This is a genomic window from Selenomonas sp. WCT3 (genome assembly GCA_900100835.1).
GTDB classification, from domain to species: domain Bacteria; phylum Bacillota; class Negativicutes; order Selenomonadales; family Selenomonadaceae; genus Selenomonas_A; species Selenomonas_A ruminantium_E.
Map to the genome: position 1 here is coordinate 1 of FNCM01000004.1, position 19782 is coordinate 19782.

The 19782-nt window shown below is 50.3% G+C and carries 15 protein-coding genes and 2 rRNA genes; 16 read left to right on the forward strand and 1 reads right to left on the reverse strand.

All coding sequences use genetic code 11. The features are described from left to right. From BLQ36_RS04465 to BLQ36_RS04495, 7 genes are all read left to right on the forward strand, one after another. Positions 1–134: ribosomal RNA gene (locus BLQ36_RS04465) — 23S ribosomal RNA — on the forward strand; the annotation flags it as partial. A 67-nt stretch (positions 135–201) separates the two neighbouring features. Then, a 5S ribosomal RNA gene (gene rrf / locus BLQ36_RS04470) occupies positions 202–318 on the forward strand. Positions 319–438: 120 nt separating this feature from the next. Then, positions 439–1578, forward strand: coding sequence for an HD-GYP domain-containing protein (locus tag BLQ36_RS04475; protein WP_074514185.1), 1140 nt, complete (start codon positions 439–441; stop codon positions 1576–1578). A gap of 93 nt (positions 1579–1671) precedes the next feature. Further along, the gene (locus BLQ36_RS04480) at positions 1672–2985 is read left to right on the forward strand and encodes an LCP family protein (protein ID WP_074514187.1); all 1314 of its coding nucleotides are present in this window, start codon (positions 1672–1674) and stop codon (positions 2983–2985) included. A 70-nt stretch (positions 2986–3055) separates the two neighbouring features. After that, entirely contained in the window at positions 3056–5035 is a 1980-nt protein-coding gene (locus BLQ36_RS04485; protein WP_074514497.1) for an ABC-F family ATP-binding cassette domain-containing protein, read from the forward strand. 18 nt (positions 5036–5053) lie between these two features. Beyond that, entirely contained in the window at positions 5054–7267 is a 2214-nt protein-coding gene (locus BLQ36_RS04490) for an ATP-dependent RecD-like DNA helicase (protein ID WP_074514189.1), read from the forward strand. Positions 7268–7350: 83 nt separating this feature from the next. Continuing rightward, positions 7351–8157, forward strand: a complete 807-nt coding sequence (locus BLQ36_RS04495) for a hypothetical protein (protein WP_143558672.1) — start codon at positions 7351–7353, stop codon at positions 8155–8157. A 66-nt stretch (positions 8158–8223) separates the two neighbouring features. Here BLQ36_RS04495 and BLQ36_RS04500 read toward each other — a convergent pair whose 3' ends face one another. Beyond that, positions 8224–8415: a hypothetical protein gene (locus BLQ36_RS04500; protein WP_074514192.1), complete on the reverse strand. Its 192-nt coding sequence runs from the start codon at positions 8413–8415 to the stop codon at positions 8224–8226. A gap of 142 nt (positions 8416–8557) precedes the next feature. Here BLQ36_RS04500 and BLQ36_RS04505 point away from each other — a divergent pair, with 142 nt between their 5' ends. The 9 genes from BLQ36_RS04505 (at position 8558) to BLQ36_RS04545 (ending at position 19762) form a co-directional block, all read left to right on the forward strand. Next, the gene (locus BLQ36_RS04505) at positions 8558–9247 is read left to right on the forward strand and encodes a response regulator transcription factor (protein WP_074514194.1); all 690 of its coding nucleotides are present in this window, start codon (positions 8558–8560) and stop codon (positions 9245–9247) included. Then, positions 9244–10860 carry a sensor histidine kinase gene (locus BLQ36_RS13570; protein ID WP_318260911.1) on the forward strand — a complete coding sequence of 539 codons (1617 nt, stop codon included), beginning with the start codon at positions 9244–9246 and terminating at the stop codon, positions 10858–10860. Before BLQ36_RS04505 ends, BLQ36_RS13570 begins: the two co-directional genes overlap by 4 nt. Before the next feature lie 59 nt (positions 10861–10919). Next, entirely contained in the window at positions 10920–11885 is a 966-nt protein-coding gene (locus BLQ36_RS04515; protein ID WP_074514195.1) for a type I phosphomannose isomerase catalytic subunit, read from the forward strand. A 7-nt stretch (positions 11886–11892) separates the two neighbouring features. After that, positions 11893–13242, forward strand: a complete 1350-nt coding sequence (locus BLQ36_RS04520; RefSeq protein WP_074514197.1) for an MATE family efflux transporter — start codon at positions 11893–11895, stop codon at positions 13240–13242. A 100-nt stretch (positions 13243–13342) separates the two neighbouring features. After that, positions 13343–14662 (forward strand): Na+/H+ antiporter NhaC family protein, encoded by a 1320-nt coding sequence (locus tag BLQ36_RS04525; RefSeq protein ID WP_074514198.1) that lies wholly within the window; start codon positions 13343–13345, stop codon positions 14660–14662. 156 nt (positions 14663–14818) lie between these two features. Continuing rightward, positions 14819–15778: an L-lactate dehydrogenase gene (locus BLQ36_RS04530; RefSeq protein WP_074514200.1), complete on the forward strand. Its 960-nt coding sequence runs from the start codon at positions 14819–14821 to the stop codon at positions 15776–15778. A 133-nt stretch (positions 15779–15911) separates the two neighbouring features. Further along, the gene (locus BLQ36_RS04535; protein ID WP_074514201.1) at positions 15912–16790 is read left to right on the forward strand and encodes an aldose 1-epimerase family protein; all 879 of its coding nucleotides are present in this window, start codon (positions 15912–15914) and stop codon (positions 16788–16790) included. A gap of 205 nt (positions 16791–16995) precedes the next feature. Next, complete coding sequence (locus BLQ36_RS04540; protein WP_074514203.1) at positions 16996–18120, forward strand: ABC transporter ATP-binding protein; 1125 nt, start codon at positions 16996–16998, stop codon at positions 18118–18120. Beyond that, positions 18113–19762, forward strand: a complete 1650-nt coding sequence (locus BLQ36_RS04545; protein WP_074514204.1) for an ABC transporter permease — start codon at positions 18113–18115, stop codon at positions 19760–19762. Before BLQ36_RS04540 ends, BLQ36_RS04545 begins: the two co-directional genes overlap by 8 nt. Positions 19763–19782 lie beyond the last annotated feature (20 nt).

Here is a 19782-nt window from a genome sequence, read left to right on the forward strand (position 1 = left end):
CCCGTCTCGAGATGAAGTATCTCATAGAGTTAATCTAGTAAGACTCCTTGAAGAAGACAAGGTAGATAGGTTGGGAGTGGAAGTGCCGTAAGGCATGCAGCGGACCAATACTAATAAGTCGAGGGCTTAACTTTAATCTAAAATGTTCGATAAGATTTCTTCTGTATAGTTTTGAGTGGACATAGTTCATTCAAAAGAATATCTGGTGACGCTGGCTATGTGGTTCCACCTGTTCCCATACCGAACACAGTAGTTAAGCACATATACGCCGAAAGTACTTGTCTGGAGACGGACTGGGAGGATAGGGAGTTGCCAGTTAAAGCAAAGCATTCACGATTGTGGATGCTTTTTTTGTGTATTGCTTTTCATTTCGTTCGAAATACGTTATCATAATAGTAGTGTAACTATGAATCTTTGGGGAGAAGGGATTGATAGACAATGCTACGCCTTTCGGTGAAAAATCTCAAGCAAGGCATGATAATCGCACAGAGTATCTATAATCAGCATGGTGCTTGCTATTTAGTAAAGGGGCAGCCTATTACCGATGAATATATCCGCCAGCTGGAGAAAATCGGTATTCCAACGGTTGCAGTTACTTCTGCTAATCCTAATTTCCATTTGATGCCGCCTGAAGACATTGTTCAGGAAAAAACACGCATCAATGCAATCGAAAAGGTTTATGATACCTTCCAAAGTGTCGAGGAAAAGGGACAGCTGGATATAGATGCTATGCAGGGAGTTTCGGAAAATATTATTTTCGATCTCATTGACCGCCGTGAGAATCTCGTTCAGCTGACGGATATTCGTCTTCATGATACGTATACTTTTGCTCACAGCGTAAATGTAGCAATTTTGTCGGCAATGCTTGGGATGCTTTGTCACTATACAAAACAGGATTTGTTGTTGTTGACTTTAGGGGCTCTCTTGCACGATTTAGGGAAAATCAATGTCCCGGCAGCTATTCTGACAAAGACAACGGGGCTTTCGGATGAGGAGTTTTCCATTGTCAAGCGTCACCCTTTGGATGGTGCGAAGCGCATTAAAGATATGGAACTGAGTCTGCCGTCGCCGGCGATTCTGGCAGCCATAGCATCGGAACATCATGAACATATCGATGGGCATGGTTATCCGCGGGGGCTTAAGGACAAACAAATTCATCGCTATGCAAAAATCGTTGCAATTGCCGATGTGTATGATGCATTGACCAGTGAGCGTCCGTATAAAAAGGCTTATACGCCTAATATTGCTTATAACATCATGAGAACTGTTAATCAAGGGCAGTTTGATCAGGATTTGCTCAAGTTGTTCTTTAATAATATCTCTCTTTATCCGACGGGCACGGTGCTCAAGACGATTTACGGGTATGGCATTGTCAAGGAATGCACTTTCGGCAAGACGGAGACGCCGACCGTGGTCCTCTTTGCCGATGAGGCTGCCAATATCCTCAGTGTTCCCCATCCGGTTGACTTGTCAAAGGATCCTGCGGGCAATCAGGCAATCGAAATGGTTATAAATGACAATGACCTGCGTCATTTTATTCATGAAATCAATATTGACCCATCCATTTATTTGGTTTGATGGAATCTTTCGAAAAGGCCGTTTCTGTTTGCGGAGAGGGCCTTTTTTTGTTATACTAATGGGGTTAAAATAAAAGCTAAGGAGCGCGATGGGATGCGGCAAAAACGCAGACAGAAACGCAGTTATAAGCGTATCAAAATGGTATTGATGCTGCTGTTAGTGATACTGGTGGCTGTCATGGGAGTTGTCTGGGGACAGCATGTAAAAGAACATAACCAGTCGGGAATTGATGCGGCGATAGCCGATGATGAGATTGTCCATGTGATGATTCTGGGCATCGACAGCCGGCAAGGCGATACCGGCCGCAGTGATACCATGATGGTGACCGCTGTTGATACGGATAAGGGAAAAGCCGCACTGATGTCGGTGCCGCGTGATACGCGGGTGCCGATTGAGGGACATGGCTACGAAAAAATCAATCATGCCTATGCCTATGGTGGTCAGGAGCTCACGCAAAAATCTGTTGAGTCTTTGCTAGGCGTAAAAATTGACCACTATGTGTTGATTAATACCACGGCCTTTGAGCGCATCATCGATGCACTGGGTGGGGTGGATATCAATGTGGAAAAGCGCATGCATTACGAAGACCCTTGGGATGATAACGGTGGTTTGGTTATCGACCTTTACCCTGGGGAGCAGCACATGGATGGCAAGAAAGCAATCCAGTATGTGCGCTATCGCGATGGTGAAGGCGATATCGGCCGCATAGGTCGTCAGCAGAAATTTGTCAAGGCATGTCTGGCCAAGATGATTTCGCCACAGATGCTGCCAAGACTTCCCAAATTGATTGAGGAAATCAATTCGGCGGTTACGACGGATATGTCGCTTGCGGAGCTGCTGCGTTTTGCCAAGCTTATGAAGAGTGTTCATGACAATGGACTTACGGCACAGATGGTACCAGGTCAGCCGGCTTATCTTCAGGATGTCAGCTATTGGATTCCGGACATTACGGATTTACGGCAACTCATCATGGAGGAGCTAGGTCTTGCGTTATCGGATGAGGCCAAGGCTAAAGCCCAGGCAGATGAAGACGAATACATGAAGTCGTTGCCGAAGGATATGCAGATTTTGGCTCAGTCCAAGAATTCCTCGGGAAAAATCCAAGAGGAAGCCGTGACAAAAGAGCAGGATAAAAAGCCCATGAAGCCGTCCCAGATTTCGGTTATGGTCATCAACGACAGTGGCATCAATGGGGCCGGTGCAGAAGTGGCCGGCATCCTGCAGCGCAAGGGATTTGTCATTTCTGGTGTGGAAACGGGTATCACCAGTTCCCGCACCCAGACGACTATCACTACGTCTACGCGCAATACCGATGTATTCTATGGCATGCCGTTCAAGTGTGTCATCATGGATGGCGGCAGTTCGAATCAGGCGGTAGTCCATATTGGGGTGGATTATCGAAAATAAGCAGAGGGTGACGGAGCTAGGCTCCGTCATCCTATATATGACGAACAAATATTCTTGAGGTGAAATGATTTTGGGTATGTTAAGAGTCAACGGGCTGGCCAAAGCCTTTGGCGTGGAAGAATTATTCCATGACGTAAACTTTGAGGTGAGACGTGGTGAGCGCGTCGGCTTTGTCGGTGCCAATGGTGCCGGTAAAAGTACCTTGATGAAAATCCTCATGGGACAGGTGGAGGCCGATGGCGGCCAGATTCAATTCGACAGTGCCGATACCATTGGCTACGTGGAACAGCAGTCTGATTTTGGTGAGGGTACACTTTATGATGAGTTCCGCCGGGCCTTCGATGACATTATCGAATTGGGAGAGCGCAAGCGCGCTTTGGAAAAGAAGATAGCAGTGGACCATGATGAAGAGACCATGGCTGCCTACAGTAAAGTGGTGGAGCAGTTCGAACGCCTCGAGGGGTACGATTACGAAAGTCGAATTCGTCGGATAGCCTTTGGCCTTGGATTTACCGAAGAGGATTTTGCCAAGGATGTTCAGCATTTTTCCGGTGGACAGAAAACCCGTATCTGTCTGGTAAAGGCTTTGCTGCGGGAACCGGACTTTCTGTTCTTAGACGAGCCGACAAATCACCTGGATATCCATATGATTGAATGGCTGGAAGGCTTTCTCAAGAGCTATAATGGCGGTGTGTTGCTCATCTCCCATGACCGCTATTTTCTAGACAAAGTGGCAACCCGTATTATTGAATTAGAGAATAAAACGGTTACCAGCTACGAAGGCAACTACACCTATTTTATGAAGGTCAAGACCCAGCGCCGCGCGGCGCTGCAGTCAGCCTATGAAAAACAGCAGGAGCATATCCGGAAGACGGAGGAGTACATCCGAAAATACAAGGCGGGCATCAAGTCTAAGCAGGCCCGCGGGCGCCAGAGCCAGCTCAATCGTTTGGAACGGATTGTCCTGCCACCAGAGGATGCTACCTTTAACTATTTTGCTCTTAACACGCCGCCAGAATGTGCACAGCGGGTGGCGGAGCTGGAAGATGTATCGATGAACTTTGGTGGGCGTGAAATCTTTCAGCACATTTCCCTGTTGATTCGCAATGGAGATGGTGTGGCCCTGGTGGGTCCCAATGGTGCTGGCAAGACCACGCTGCTGCGGGTACTGGTGGGAGAATTGGAATCGCCCACCGGCCGGGTAAAAATTGGCAGCCGGGTAAAGATTGGCTATTTCTCCCAGCAGCATGAAGGACTCCATATGGAAAATACCATACTTGATGAAATCATGTATGAGTACGGCCTTGGGGAAGAGCAGGCCCGTAAATATTTGGGGGCTTTTCTGTTCCATGGGGATGAAGTCCTTCGCCGCATTGGGGATTTATCTGGTGGCGAACAATCCCGAGTGGCCTTTTTGAAGCTCATGCTGACGGGGGCAAACTTTTTGGTGCTCGATGAGCCGACGAACCATTTGGATATTCCGGCCCGCGAGGCGGTGGAGGAAGCCCTTATGGCTTATCCAGGAACGTTCCTGGCCGTTTCCCATGACCGCTATTTCCTGGACAAGGTAGCCAACTGCACCCTGGAACTGGAAGAGGGTTCCATCACGGAGTATATGGGCAATTACAGCTATTACCTGATGAAAAAGGAGCTGGCTGAAGCAGAAGCGGAAGAAGAGCGCCTGGAGGCAGAAAAGGCAGCCAAAATCAAAGAAGCACGGGAGAAGGAAAAGCGGGCTAAGGCAATGAAGAAGGAAGGCGTTTCCCTGGTTCCTTCCGCAGCAGAAACAGCTAAGGCGGAGGAGAAGGCCAAGGCTGAATTGGGGCGCATCCAGAGCATGAGTGATGCCAAGCGCACGGAAATGATTCAGCGGGCTGAGGCGGAAATTGCCATGGCTGAGGCAGAACTCAAGGGCTTGGAATATCAGATGAATGACCCGGAGATTCAGGCCGACCCGGTGAAAAGTCAGGAGATTGCCGAGGCCTATGCGGCCAAAGAAGAGGAAATCGAGCAACGCTATGCGAAGTGGGAACGTTTGACCGAAGCGTAATGAAAGGAGTAGCAGGCTATGGCAAATTCGGAATACCAGCAGATATCGCTGGGACTGCAAGACGAAGAAGAATTGGAAGGTCTTGTGGACAGTATAATTTTCGCCAGTGATGATGGACAATTTGCTGTATTTCGCCTGCGTCCGACTCATCAAAACAGCCGTGTCAATGTGACGGTGGGATCTGAGCCGCCGCTGGTGGGGCAGCAAATACATCTCAAGGGAAACTGGATTACCCATCCGCGGTTTGGCCAACAGTTCAAGGCCAGCAGCATGCGTCTTGAAGCGCCGACCAGCGTGGAAGGAATCGAACGGTTCCTGGGGTCAGGAGTTATTGAAGGCGTAGGTCCAGCGATGGCAAAACGCATTGTAGCCAAGTTCGGTGCCGATACCCTTGATATCATCGAGAAGAAGCCGCATCAGCTGGAATTGGTGGAGGGCATCGGCCATAAGACGGCCGAGAAGATTGTGGCCTCGTATATGGATCAGTCAGAGCTTCGCGATATCATGGTATGGCTCGAAAGCCATGGCGTTTCAGGTTCCTTTGCGGCGCGTATTTATAAGAAATACAGTTCCTTTGCGCTGGATATGCTGGAGAGTCATCCCTATCAGCTGGCTCAGGAAATCGAAGGCATTGGTTTTGCCACGGCGGATGCCATTGCGGCCAGCTTGGGAATGACAAGGGATAATGAGGACCGGGTGGCTGCTGGCATTGATTACGCCTTGCAGCAGATTTCGCTAAATGGCCATTGTTGTATTCCCGAGGGTCCCTTGGTGGAAAAGGCGGCAAAGCTTTTGCAAGTAGACAGGGACAGTGTCCGCAAAGTGCTGAAAAAACAGCTGGATATGCAGCGGCTTTCCGTGGAATACGTGGGAGCCGACACCTTGATTTATCCGCCTTATCTCTATCGGGCCGAAAAGAAAGTGGCCAGAAAACTTCTATACCTGCAGAAATATGCCAATCCGCTGTCGGTGGCTGACCCGGATAAGCTTGTAACGGAATGGGAAACAATGACCGGGCTGGATTTGGCCAGGGAGCAGCGGGAAGCTATGGCGGCGGTACTCACCCATGGCATCTTTGTGTTGACTGGCGGTCCGGGTACCGGTAAGACTACGGTGGTTCGCGGTATGCTGGACATGCTGGAATTGGCGGGATTGGAAATCCTGCTGGGAGCTCCAACGGGAAGAGCGGCAAAGCGTCTGGCTGAGGCGACGGGACGCAAGACCATGACCATCCACCGTATGCTGGAAGCCCAAGGCGGACGGCAGGAGGACGGCGGTTCTATGTTTGCCAAGGATTCGGATGAGCAGCTGGAAGCCGATGCCATCATTCTCGATGAAGTGTCGATGATGGATATTGTGCTCATGCAGCATTTCTTGGAGGCCGTTCCCGATGGCTGTCACGTGATTCTGGTAGGGGATGTGGATCAGCTGCCGGCAGTGGGGCCTGGGTCTGTATTAAAGGACATCCTGCGCTCGGGAACAATTCCTAGCGTGCGTTTGACGGAGGTGTTCCGTCAAGACGAGGAAAGTACGATCGTGCTCAATGCCCATGCCATAAATGCCGGCCGGCTGCCCCAGTGCCGGCAGACAGGAGATTTCCAATTTATCGAGTGCCTGGATGCCCAGCAGACGGCAGAAGTAATCGTCCGCCTTTGCCAGGAAACGCTGCCGGCGATGGGATATAACCCTTTGACCGATGCGCAGGTGTTGTCGCCGATGCACCGGCAGGAATGCGGGGTAGCGAACCTCAACAAGATGCTTCAGGATGTTTTGAATCCCAAAAGTCCCCGTAAGGCAGAATTCGTCAATAGTGTGCAGACTTTCCGATATGGGGACAAGGTCATGCAGACGAAAAACAATTATACGAAACAGGTATTCAATGGCGACATTGGCTTTATCACCGCTGTGGAGCCAAGTCATATCACTGTGAAATTCAGTGAAGAGATCAGTGCGGATTACGAAAAAAGTGAACTGGGAGAGCTGATGCTGGCCTATGCCATGAGTGTACATAAGAGCCAGGGAAGTGAATACCCGGTCATCATCCTGCCGCTTACGCCGGGGCATCACATCATGCTGCAGCGCAATTTGCTCTATACAGCGGTGACCAGGGCCAAACGTCTTGTTATCCTGGTGGGAAGCAAAGCCGCTCTGTCGACGGCAGTGGAGAATGACCGCACGCGCAAGCGATACACATTACTGGCTGAACGATTGAGCCAAAAGCTGGAAAGTTGATTATTTTAAGCCATAGGTCCCATTTACCCGAACCATGGTGAATGATAGAATAATAAGAGTGGTTCAATTCTAAGGGGGATACTATGTCTGTATTAACAATCATGTTGTTTTTGGCTTGTCCATTGCTGGTTTTTGCAGTCGGTGGCATTTTCCTGCGCCGCCGTCGTTATCCGCTAGCTGTCCTGGCAGTCCTGCTGGGAGTGACCGCTGCTGTTATCGGCGGTATCAACGGATTTCATGAGATGAAGGCACAGGTCGTGCACGAGTACAGCCAGGAATTGGATGGGGAATACAAGGCAGCCTTGGCGAAGAAATACCAGCAGGCTGTAAATATTTTGCAGGGGCTGTCCTTTACCAAGCCAGACCCAGAGCAAATCGATAAAGCGCTGGAATTGTTGCATGATTTTGATAGCGCGCAAATTGCCGAAAAGATGGCCGATGACTGTCCCAATGCCGATGTACTTATCACCTATGCCAAGGCGATGAAACAAGTCAGCACCTATGGTGGGCATATGACCAATATGAATGTCAATGAGAATGCGGAGCTGCAAAAGCTCGTCGCCTCATTCCCAGATAATTACAATGGGGTTTTGCAGGATAAGATTATTCCGTTTAAGCGGTTGATTCTCGGCATGGAAAAGGAAGCCAAGAAACAAGCTAAGCTCGATGCGGAAAATGCAGCTTCCCATAAGCAGTCCATGAAGGAAGGGCAGTATGGCAATATTCGCCCCGGTGATCCGGAGGAAAAGATTCCTGCGGCCATGGGACAGCCTGACCATGTAAATTCCAGCAAGACTAGCGATGGGGAAATCAAGCAGTACGTGTTCAATCATAATGGCAAGAATTTTTACGTTTATACCAAAAATGGTGTGGTAACGGAAGTACGCTAATAATGGGGAAGACAACCCTCACGAAAAAAGAGCCGTTGACGTTTTCGTCAACGGCTCTTTAGCTGTTTATTTGTCGTTGCGGTAGTATCCGTGGCCGTGGCGGCCATGGTTATTCCCGTCTGCATTGTAGCAGCCGTTGTGCTGGCGGCAATAGCCTGGGCCATAGTCACTGTCATCCTTGTTGCTGGAAGCGGCAAAAGCCGGGACTGCCGTGAGAACCATAAGGCCGGTGAGAAGCGCTGCTAATTTCTTTTTCATCATAAATTCCTCCTGAACAATTCATTATTTATCGTTTCTGGCTTTAGTATAACCGGTAGTTGTGACAAATCTGTTACAGAAAAAATTTATTTTTTATTTTCAGAGAAACCTCTTATAATGGTCAAGGTGAGGAGGCGATGCTATGCGGCTTTTGATTGCGGACGACAACGACGCAATTCGTGATATACTGGATAATTTTGCGCGGGGATCCGGCTATGAAACCGTTCTGGCGGTGGATGGACAAGACGTGTTGGATAAATGGCAGGCGGGGGGGATTGACCTTATCCTGCTGGATGTAATGATGCCAAAGCTCGATGGCTTTGCAGTTTGCCGAAAAATCCGGCAGCAGTCGGATGTGCCGATTATCATGATTACGGCCCGGGGCGAGGATTACGATCGGATTATGGGACTGGAAATCGGCGCCGATGACTACGTGGTAAAACCCTTTTCGGCCCCGGAGGTTATGGCGCGGGTCAAAGCGGTGCTCCGGCGGCTGCAGCTGATACAGCGAGAGGAGCCGATAGATAGCGGCCATAAGCTGGGGAATATGGTACTTGACGTGCAGCGCGGTGTCATCGAAGTGGCGGGAAAAGGTGTCCGGCTGACCCATAAGGAGTTTGACCTCCTCAGGCTCCTCGCCGAATATCCCGGGCAGTTGTTTTCCCGGGATAAATTATTGGATACGGTTTGGGGCTTTGATTACACAGGGGACATTCGTACGGTGGATACCCATATACGGCGTTTGCGGGCAAAGCTGGAGCAGGCAGGGCTTAATGGCTGTTCCATTGGCACGGTTTGGGGCCGGGGATATCGTTTGGAGGTTCAGCCATGAGAAAAAAGCGTTTGACCAAGCGATTGCTCCTTTATTTTTCAGTGACGCTGATTCTGTTTGCCCTGATTATGGGCAGTGTGTTTTCCTGGCTGTTTACCCACTATAATCAGCATGTTCATGAAGAAGAAACCATGCAGCGGGCTCTGACCCTGGCTGCAGCTATTCCGGTCATGAAAGACAGCCAGCAGTTCTTAGCGGCAGCGGAGGATGAGCCGGCTGTGGAAGAAAGCAGCGGCAGGATGCGCCATGGCCATCATGGACGCATGGTACATTCAAGTGAGCGGGGAAATGGTACCGCCCAGCGGGAAATGGATTGGTGCCGTCAGCAGTATAGTGTCCAGGACACTGGGGGCAGGGAGGCGAATCAGCAGGCAGGCGAATTTTTGCAGCAGCTGGATTCTTTGGCTCAGGGCAAGGTTTGGCTGGTGGCGGAGAAGAGCCGCACGATTTTGGCCTATGGCGAAAATACTGGCGAAGAACGCGGCCAATTGCCGGCACCAGTCAATGAAGTGCTGCAGCAGGTGCTGGCCGGGCAGACGGCGGTGAGTCATGACTTTGGTGCCCTGCTGGATACGCCGTCCGTTACGGTGGGGGCACCAATCAAAGATAAGGATGACAGGGTAATCGGTGCGGTGTTGATTCACCGCCCCTTGGAGGACTTGCAAAATACCATTAACGGCGGTCTGCGCCTGTTGGCTATCTCGGTACTGTTGGCCATGGTTTTGGCCGGAGTTCTGGCGGTGCTGCTGGTCCGTCGGTTTATTCGCCCCCTTTATCGCATGCAGCATGTTTCCTGGGCCTATGCCCAGGGGAATTATGGTGAGCGAACCGGCATTCGCCAACAGGACGAGATTGGCATGTTGGCGGCGGATATTGATGTGTTGGGGGGGAAACTAGCGCAAGCAGAGCAAGAGCGGGCAGAGCTTTCCCGTCAGCGTCAGGAATTTTTGGCGGCGGTTTCTCACGAATTGCGGACGCCGCTGACAGTTCTTCGCGGCACTTTGGAGTTGTTGTTTTCCGGCTTGGTAACGCAAAAGGCAGAGCGGCAGAAGTATCTCCAGCAAGTCATGAGCAATCTGTCGGCCTTAGAGCGGTTGGTGGGAGATTTGCTGGAGCTTACACGGCTGCGGAATACGAGCTTTTCGGTGGGAAAGGAACCGTTAAACCTCTGTGATGCCTTTGAAGATGCCGTGGAACAAATGCGGCCGGCGGCGGCTAAGAAAAATTTGCAGCTGCGGGTTGATTTTGTGGAACCATTGCCCATTCAGGGCGATTATGGGCGGCTTCGCCAGCTTATGTTGATTCTTTTGGATAATGCCGTGAAGTTTTCCCATGACGGCGGTGAAATCCTAATTCAGGGAAGGCGGCAGGGGGAAAACTGGCAGGTCATGGTGGAAGACCATGGCTGTGGCATCGAATCTGCGGAACTTCCCCATATCTTTGACCGGTTCAAAACCAATCGAAACCGCAATGAGCAGGGGACGGGACTGGGGCTTACCATTGCCCGGGAAATCGCTAGCCGGCATGAGATGGAAATAACCTGTGAAAGCGAGCTGTCAAAGGGAACACGATTTATCATCAAGGGGGATTTTTCTCTGGTAAACCCTGAATAATGGCGTTATAATTATGTATACTTGTTTGAATGTGTAAGAAGATAAGGAGGGCTTCTTTGATGTTATATCCGATGAAGTTGGAAGCACCATTAAAAGATTATCTTTGGGGCGGTACGCGGCTTAAAGACGAGTACGGAAAAGAAACAAAGCTTGACAAGGTGGCGGAAAGCTGGGAGCTTTCCTGCCATAAAGATGGCGAAAGCATCATTAAAAATGGCGAAGCGGCTGGTCAGACCCTGACGGCCTGGCTCAAAAAAGCGGGCAGTGGGGTCTTGGGCAGCAAAGCGGAAAAATTCCCCTATTTCCCGTTGCTCATTAAACTTATCGATGCCAAGGGAAGCCTTTCGGTACAAGTTCATCCGGATAATGAATACGCCATGCGGGTAGAAGGTGAATACGGCAAAACCGAAATGTGGTATATCGTGGACTGTGAACCGGGGGCAAGTCTGCTTTACGGGTTCAATCGCGAGATTACCAAAGAGGAGTTCAAGCGGCGCATCGAGGACAATACCTTGCTGGAGGTATGTAATAGGGTTCCCGTTCATAAAGGAGATGTGTTCTTCATCGATTCGGGCACTTTGCATGCCATTGGTGAGGGGATTCTGATTTGTGAGATTCAGCAGAGTTCCAATTCGACGTACCGCATTTACGATTACGGCCGGGTGGGCAGCGATGGTAAGCCGCGGGAGCTTCATGTGGACAAGGCCTTGGACGTGACGAAACTTGCGGTACCGACCCGGGGAACCAAGCCGCTGGCTCATATCGATATCATTCCCGGGGCCAAGATGGAACTCTTGGCTGAGTGCGAGTATTTTACCGTTTATCATGGGAATTTGATGGATTTGTGCAGTCTGACCGTGGGACGGGATTCGTTCCAATGTGTTACCGTCCTGCAGGGAAATATGCGGGTGGTAAAAGCTGGTCAGGAACTAGAACTTTCTAAAGGGGATACGGTATTTTTACCGGCTGGTCTTGGGGATTATTCCCTGGTGGGCCAGGCTGAATTTATTTTGAGTAAGTTGTAATAGGAAAATGAGAGAAAAACATACAATCAATATGCTTCAGGGGCCCTTAGCAAAACCTATGGTTCTTTTTGCCTTGCCTCTAGCCTTGACGGGAATTTTGCAGCAGTTATTCAACACTGCCGATGTACTGGTGTTGGGACAGTTCGTGGGAACTACGGCGTTAGCTGCGGTGGGCAATAACTCCCCGATTATCGGCCTTTTGGTCAACCTCTTCATGGGGGTGTCGTTGGGAGCGAATGTGGTTATTGCCCGGTTTATTGGCGCCCATAATTTAAAAGAAACGACGCAGGCGGTGCATACCTCCTTTTTGCTGGCGTTGATTTTGGGGGTGGCTATGGCCGTGCTGGGGGAGCTAATGGCGGCTCCCATGCTACAGGCACTTGGTGTTCCCGTGGAAGTCATGCCGTCGGCTGAGTTGTATCTGCGGGTATACCTGCTGGGCATGCCCGCCATGGGACTCTATAACTTTGAGTCGGCGATTTTCCGGAGCCGTGGCGATACCCAGACGCCGCTAAAGGCGTTGGCGGTGGCCAGCGTCTTGAATATCGTGCTGAATCTGGCAGCGGTGACGCTGCTGGATTGGGGCATTGCGGGGGTGGCAGCCGCCACGGCGATTTCCAGTTATGTCAGTGCTTGGATGCTTTACGACAATCTCTGTCATGCCCATGGAATCATCCGCATTGAACCCGGTGCCATTCGCATGATATCTTCCTATGCTAAGGAAATCCTGCGGATTGGTGTTCCGGCGGGAATCCAGGGAATGGTGTTTTCTCTTTCGAACCTCGTAATCCAGGCGGCAATTAATAGTTTGGGTTCTGAAGTCATGGCAGCTTCGGCCTCGGCCTTTATCATCGAAATCAATATCTATGTATTCTTGATTGCCTTCGGTCAGACCGTTACGACTTTTGTAAGCCAGAATTACGGTGCAGGCAATCTGCCCCGATGCCGGAAGGCTACCAAGGTGGGCATGCAGGTAGCCATGGTGGTCATCGCCTTTTTGTCGGGAATAGCCTGCCTGTTTTCCGATGAACTCTTGGCTTTGTTCAATGCATCGGCTTCCGTTATTGAAATCGGCCGCATCCGCGTATGGTACATTGTTGGATTTTATTTTGTCTGTGTATTCATCGAGGGTCTGTCGGGGGCTATGCGCGGCTATGGGTATTCCCTGCCGCCGGCATTGCTGATGCTGGCCACAGTTTGTGGCGTGCGCATCCTATGGATTTATACGGTTTTTGTGGCGAATCACGATTTTAAGACCATTATGCTATGCTATCCAATCAGTTGGACGATTACCGCAGTGATGCTGGTGGGCATCTACCGGTTCTATCGGAAGCATATCAAGGTGATTCACGTATAAGCAGTGCAGGTGTTTTTTTCTAGCATAGTCTTGCCTGAGCGAATCTTCCTGCGTATAATATTGAACGGTATAGTATAACGAGGTAAAGGAAGATGTAACTATGGAACAAAACACAAACCAGCCCAAGGCACGTGGGATTGCGCTGCTGCCAATTCTCGTTTTTCTTGTGCTCTATTTGGGGGCTGGTATTTGGTATGAGTATATCGCCCCCATTGAGGGAAAAATGGGATTCTACGTGATGTCGGTGGTGGTGGCCTTCGGCGTAGCACTTATCGTGGCTTTCCTGCAGAATCGGAAAAAACAGTTTATCGGCAATATCCAGCTTTGCGCTAAGAGTATCGGCGATGTCAATATCACGATTATGCTCTTTATCTTTTTGATGGCCGGAGCCTTCAGCGGCATCGCGAAAGCGGCCGGTGGTGTGGAGAGCACCGCGCATTTGCTGCTCAACCTTGTGCCGGCAGCCTTTGCAGTTCCCGGGCTTTTTATCATTGCCTGTCTGATTTCCATGTCCATGGGAACCAGCGTGGGAACGATTACGGTACTGGTGCCCATTGCCGCTTCCGTGGCCGAGAGCGCTGGGTTCAGCCTGCCCCTTATTGTTGGTACCGTGGTGGGGGGGGCCATGTTTGGCGACAATCTTTCCTTCATATCCGATACCACCATTGCGGCAACGCGGACCCAGGGCACCCGCATGCAGGACAAATTTTTTGCCAACCTGAAAGTGGCTTTACCCGCAGCGCTGGTTACCTTGGCGGTGCTCGTGGTGGGGGCCGTTAACAGCAATGTTGCGGACCTGGGATCCTTTGATTATTCACTGCTGCTGGCGATGCCCTACTTCATCGTATTGGTGCTGGCCATTACCGGAATGAATGTCTTTACCGTGCTGGGGACGGGAATCTTCCTGTTTTTGGTACTGGGAATTGCCACCGGAGCTACGAATTTCTCCGAGGCTTTTTCGGCCATGGGGGTTGGTACCAATGGCATGTTTGAGACTATGATTGTCACGATTCTCGCAGCATCCATCAGCGCCATCATGCGCGATGGCGGTGGTTTTGAGGCGATTTTGTCCTTTATTCGCAAGAATTTCAAAGGCATTCGCGGCGGCCGCCTGGGCATTGGCCTTCTGACAGTGCTCATGGATATCGCCACGGCCAATAATACGGTAGCCATTGTGGTGGCGGGCCCCATTGCCAAGACCATCAGTGAGGAATACGGCATCGACCCGAAGGACAGTGCTTCGATTCTCGATACTTTTTCTTGCATCACCCAGGGAATCATTCCCTATGGGGCGCAGCTGTTGATTGCCTCGGCTTTGGCGGGGATCACCAGCCTCAGCATTATTCCGTATCTCTTTTATCCCTTCTTCCTGGCAGCCTCGGTCAGCCTTTGGATTCTGCTGTCTGCTAGAAAAGCCTAAGATTATTTAAGGGGCTGTGAAAGCCGGTGGTTAACAAGCCACAGACTTTCACAGCCTTTTTTTGTTGTAAGCGAAAAAGAATTTTCACAGATGTTGGTAAAATGTTTCTTTACAGAGGAATATGTGCTACAATGTTTTTAAAGGAGATGTGTAAACATGTTAAAAGCGCATAAGTTAGCAATCATTGGTTTGGGTCATGTTGGTTCGGCTGTGTTGGCAAGAGCGATTGCCTGCCAGTTAGCTGCTGAGATTGTCTGCATCGATATCAAGCCGAAGGTGGCACATGGTGAAGCCGTGGATGCGACGCATTCCATTGCCTGTGCATTGACACCAAATGTTCATGTATATTCCGGTGGTTTTGAGGAAGTAAAAGACGCAGATGTCATCATCTGTGCAGCTGGCCCGAGCATCTTGCCGGGGGGCGTCATGGATCGTTTGACACTGGCCAAGGAGAACATTGCCGTCATTCGCAGCATCATGACGGAGGTTACGAAGTACACCCGGGAGGCAATCTTCATCATGATTACCAATCCCCTTGATGTCACGACCCATGTGGCAGCTACGGAGTTTGGTTATCCGGCGGGGAAACTTTTCGGTACGGGCACGACGCTGGAGACGCTGCGCTTCAAGAGCATTCTCGGTACTCATTACCATGTGGATCCGACGGATGTGCAGGGGTATATGTTGGGTGAGCATGGCAATTCAGCTTTCCCGGCCTGGAGCACCGTCAGTATCGGAGGTGTGGGGCTGGATAAACTCGATGATTTCTTCGACCATGACGAAAATTTCGACCGCGAGAAAGTTGGCGGGGAAGTTGTCAACACGGCGTATGACGTGCTGAATTCTAAGGGTTGGACCAATACGGGTATTGCCATGGGGGCCTGCCGTTTGGCCAAGGCCGTGCTTTACGATGAGCATGCGGTGCTGCCGGTATCAATGCCCTTTTCCGGGGAATATGGCATCGAGGATGTATCCCTGTCTCTGCCAAGTGTCATCGGCAAGGATGGTGTGCTCAAACGCGTGCCGCTGCCGCTGCCAGCTGAGGAAGAAGAAGCACTTCGCAAGAGCGCTGAGAGCGTAAAAGCAGTTTTGCGTGGCAATGGCGTTATCGCTTAATAATTTGTGTAAGGTTTGGCGGGGCAATTTGTCCCGTCAAATTTTTTTGGAAGTGGCAATCAAAAATTGGAAACCTGTTACGGTTTTTTCATGGTAGAATAGAGATAGCATAAAACGAAGGGAGTATTTTCGGATGCTTTATACACTGGAAAACAAAAAGCTCTGTGTACTGGTACGCAGTCAGGGGGCAGAGCTGCGCTCCATCAAGGAACGCGAAGATGAGACGGAATATCTTTGGGATGGCAATCCCGAGTGGTGGAAATATAGCTCACCGGTACTCTTCCCCATTGTGGGAAAACTGTTGGATGGCAAATACACGGTAGATGGCAAGGAATATAAACTGCCGGGCCATGGACTCGGACGCATTTCGGAATTTGAGCTCGTATCCCGGGAGGAGACCCGCATCGAGTTTGCTTTGAAATGGACGCAGGAGACGCTGGCGGTCTATCCCTGGAAATTCCAGTTGAACATCGCCTATGAGCTGGAGGACAACCAGATCAAAGTCATTTGGAAGATACAGAATCTCGATGACAAGCATATGGTTTATTCCATTGGTTCTCATGGTGCTTTCCGCTGCCCCATTGTGGCAGGGGAGAGCTTTGAAGATTGCTATCTCGAATTCAATGCCAGTGAAGATATGAAAAATCTGCCCATCGACAGCAAGGGGCAGATTCAGCATGAGTATGGCGACCAGGCAGTCAAGGGGACGAAACTGCCTCTCAACTATGAGATGTTCAAAAAGGACGCCTTGGTCTACGATGCTCAGCAATCCGATACGGTCAGCATCTGCTCCACCAAGAGCGATAAAAAAGTAACGGTTCAGGCTAAGGGATTCCCCTACTGGGGTTACTGGACTCCGGACCGTGGTGGTGCACCATTCCTCTGCATCGAGCCATGGCATGGCCATGCCGACTATGTGGACTTCCAGGGGGATTTCAAGGATAGAGAAGGCAGCGAGACGCTGGCCCCGGGCGAGGAGAATATAATCAGCTATACGATAACGATTGGCTGAGGGAAAACGCTTCATTCAAAATTTAATCCAACTGATAAGAACGCCGACAGGTATGACCTGTCGGCGTTTTGCATTTTCTAGGATAAGGTTCATTTTTTCTGATAATTATGCATTATTTTGGATTGTTAGCTATTTGTTAGTCGGATATCATATAAATATGATAAGGAACAATAAGATACACGATGGGTGAAACGGAGGATTCCATATGAGTGTAGCGATAAATGTGGACAATGTGGTCAAGAAGTACGGCGATTTGACGATTATCCCCGGACTTACTGAGCACATCAAAAATGGAGAGTTCTTCACGCTTCTCGGGCCGTCGGGCTGTGGCAAGACGACGCTTCTGCGCATGATTGCGGGATTTAACAGCATCGAGGGCGGAGAAATCAAATTCAACGAGCAGGTCATCAACGATATCCCTGCCCATAAGCGCAACATCGGCATGGTGTTCCAGAGCTATGCCATCTTCCCCCATCTTACGGTACGGGAAAATGTCGAGTATGGTTTGAAGCTCCGCAAGATGCCAAGGGATGAGATGAAGAAAAAGGTGGACAAGATTCTTGATGTGGTGCAGATTACTGAGTATCAGGACCGGCTGCCGGAGCGCCTGTCGGGCGGCCAGCAGCAGCGTGTGGCCTTGGCTCGCGCCATTGTCATCCACCCCAGCGTATTGCTGATGGATGAGCCTCTGTCGAATCTCGATGCCAAGCTGCGTGTGGAAATGCGGTCGGCAATCCGGGAGGTACAGAAGCAGGTGGGAATCACCACGGTCTATGTTACCCATGACCAGGAAGAGGCCCTGTCGATATCGGACCGCATTGCGGTCATGAAGAAAGGTGTCATCCAGCAAACTGCTTCGCCGCATACGATTTACACGCGGCCCTATAACGTATTTGTCTCCACCTTTATCGGCCATTCCAATCTGTTCAAAGGCCATATCGAAGCCGCGGGCGGCGAAAAAAATGTGGTATTTGCCGATGGTTATAAGATGACGATGACTACTTTGAGCGAAGAAGCTGCCGATGGGCAGGAAGTGGTCATTTCGGTGCGGCCGGAGGAATTTTCCATCTGCCGGGAGGGGGAAGGCGTCCGTTGCAAGGTGGCCACGAAAGTATTTTTAGGCAAATATGTCAATTACAGTCTGGAATTTCCTGAGGAGATGCTGGTTCCCAATCAGCCCTCTATCGAATACAGCCAGGATCTTGGCCATGCGGAAAAGCTCTTGGAAGTAGGGGATATGGTTTATCTGAAACCGAATGCCATGAAAATCAATATATTCGTAGCCGATGGCAGCCGCAGCTTGATGGAAGGTGTGGTGGAAAATGAATAAACGATTTCAATGGGATTTTTGGGCATGGATTACCCTGCTAGCCATCGTAGTCTTTGGACTGTTTTTGATTTATCCGCTGTTTTCCCTGTTTGTCAGCGCCTTTCAGGATGCGGCAACGGGGAACTGGTCGATGCAGAATTTCGTCCACTTCTTTGAACGCAAGTATTACTACCAGTCCATGATAAACAGCTTCACCGTTACGACCAGTGTCACGATACTGGCGGTGATAATCGGCACGGCGCTGGCCTATTTCATGACACTTTATCGGGTGCGCTTTAAGAGCGTCGTGGAAATCTGCATCATCATATCGCTGTTGTCGCCGCCCTTTATCGGCGCCTATTCCTGGATTTTGATTGGCGGACGCAGTGGTATCCTGACGCGCTGGCTGGCTGATTACGGCATTGATTTTCCATCGATTTACGGCTTTGCGGGTATCCTGCTGGTGCTTACGCTGAAGCTTTACCCCTTTATCTATCTCTACGTGGCCGGTGCCATGAAGAATATCGATTCAGCGCTTATCGAGGCAGCTGAAAGCCTTGGCTGCAGTGGGATCCGCAAGGTGGTAACGATTATCCTGCCGCTGATTACGCCGACGATTTTGGCGGGAGCCTTGATGGTATTCATGAATGCTATGGCAGATTTCGGTACGCCGATGCTCATTGGCGAAGGCTTCAACGTCATGCCGGTAATGATTTATTCCGAGTTCATCAATGAGGTTGGCGACCAGGCTAATTTTGCCGCGGCTATGGCAGCAATCATGGTACTTATCACCTCGACGATTTTTATGTTGCAAAAATACGTCGTGAATCGCAAATCCTTTACCATGAGTTCGTTGCGGCCGATGCAGACCGGGGAGCTTCACGGTGTCAAAAATCTGGTCATGCATGCCTGCATCTATCTGCTGGTGGCGCTTTCGATGATTCCGCAGCTGGTGGTCATCTACACGTCGTTCCTCAAGACAAACGGTTCGATTTTTGTGGATGGGTATTCGCTGGATAGTTACATCCGGATTTTCAATGAACTGGGAACGGCGATTTCCAACACGTATATTTTCAGCACGGCTGCTATGGCAGCAATCGTATTCCTGGGCATGACGGTGGCCTATCTCACCACGCGCCGCAAGAGCTGGCTCACAGATATCATCGACACCCTTACGATGTTCCCCTACATTATCCCCGGGTCTGTCCTTGGTATCACGCTGCTTTTGGCCTTTAACGAAGAACCCATGCTGCTTTCGGGTACGGCGCTTATCATCATCATTTCTCTGGTCATTCGCCGTTTGCCCTATACCCTGCGTTCGAGTTCAGCTATTCTCTATCAGCTGAGTCCGAGCCTGGAGGAGGCGTCCATAAGCCTTGGCGCATCGCCGGTAAAGACCTTCTTTAAGGTCACGGCGGTCATGATGCTGCCCGGTGTTATGAGCGGTGCCATCATCTCCTGGATTACCGCCATCAACGAACTGAGTTCTTCGGTTATCCTGTTTACCGGTGCTACTAAGACCATGTCGGTAGCCATCTACACGGAAGTTATCCGTGCTAGCTACGGCACCGCTGCGGCACTGTCGACCATCCTGACGTTAACGACCATCACGGCCATGGTGATCTTCTTTAAGGTATCCGGCCGCCGGGATGTTACGTTATAAATCCGTATAAGAGGTTATAG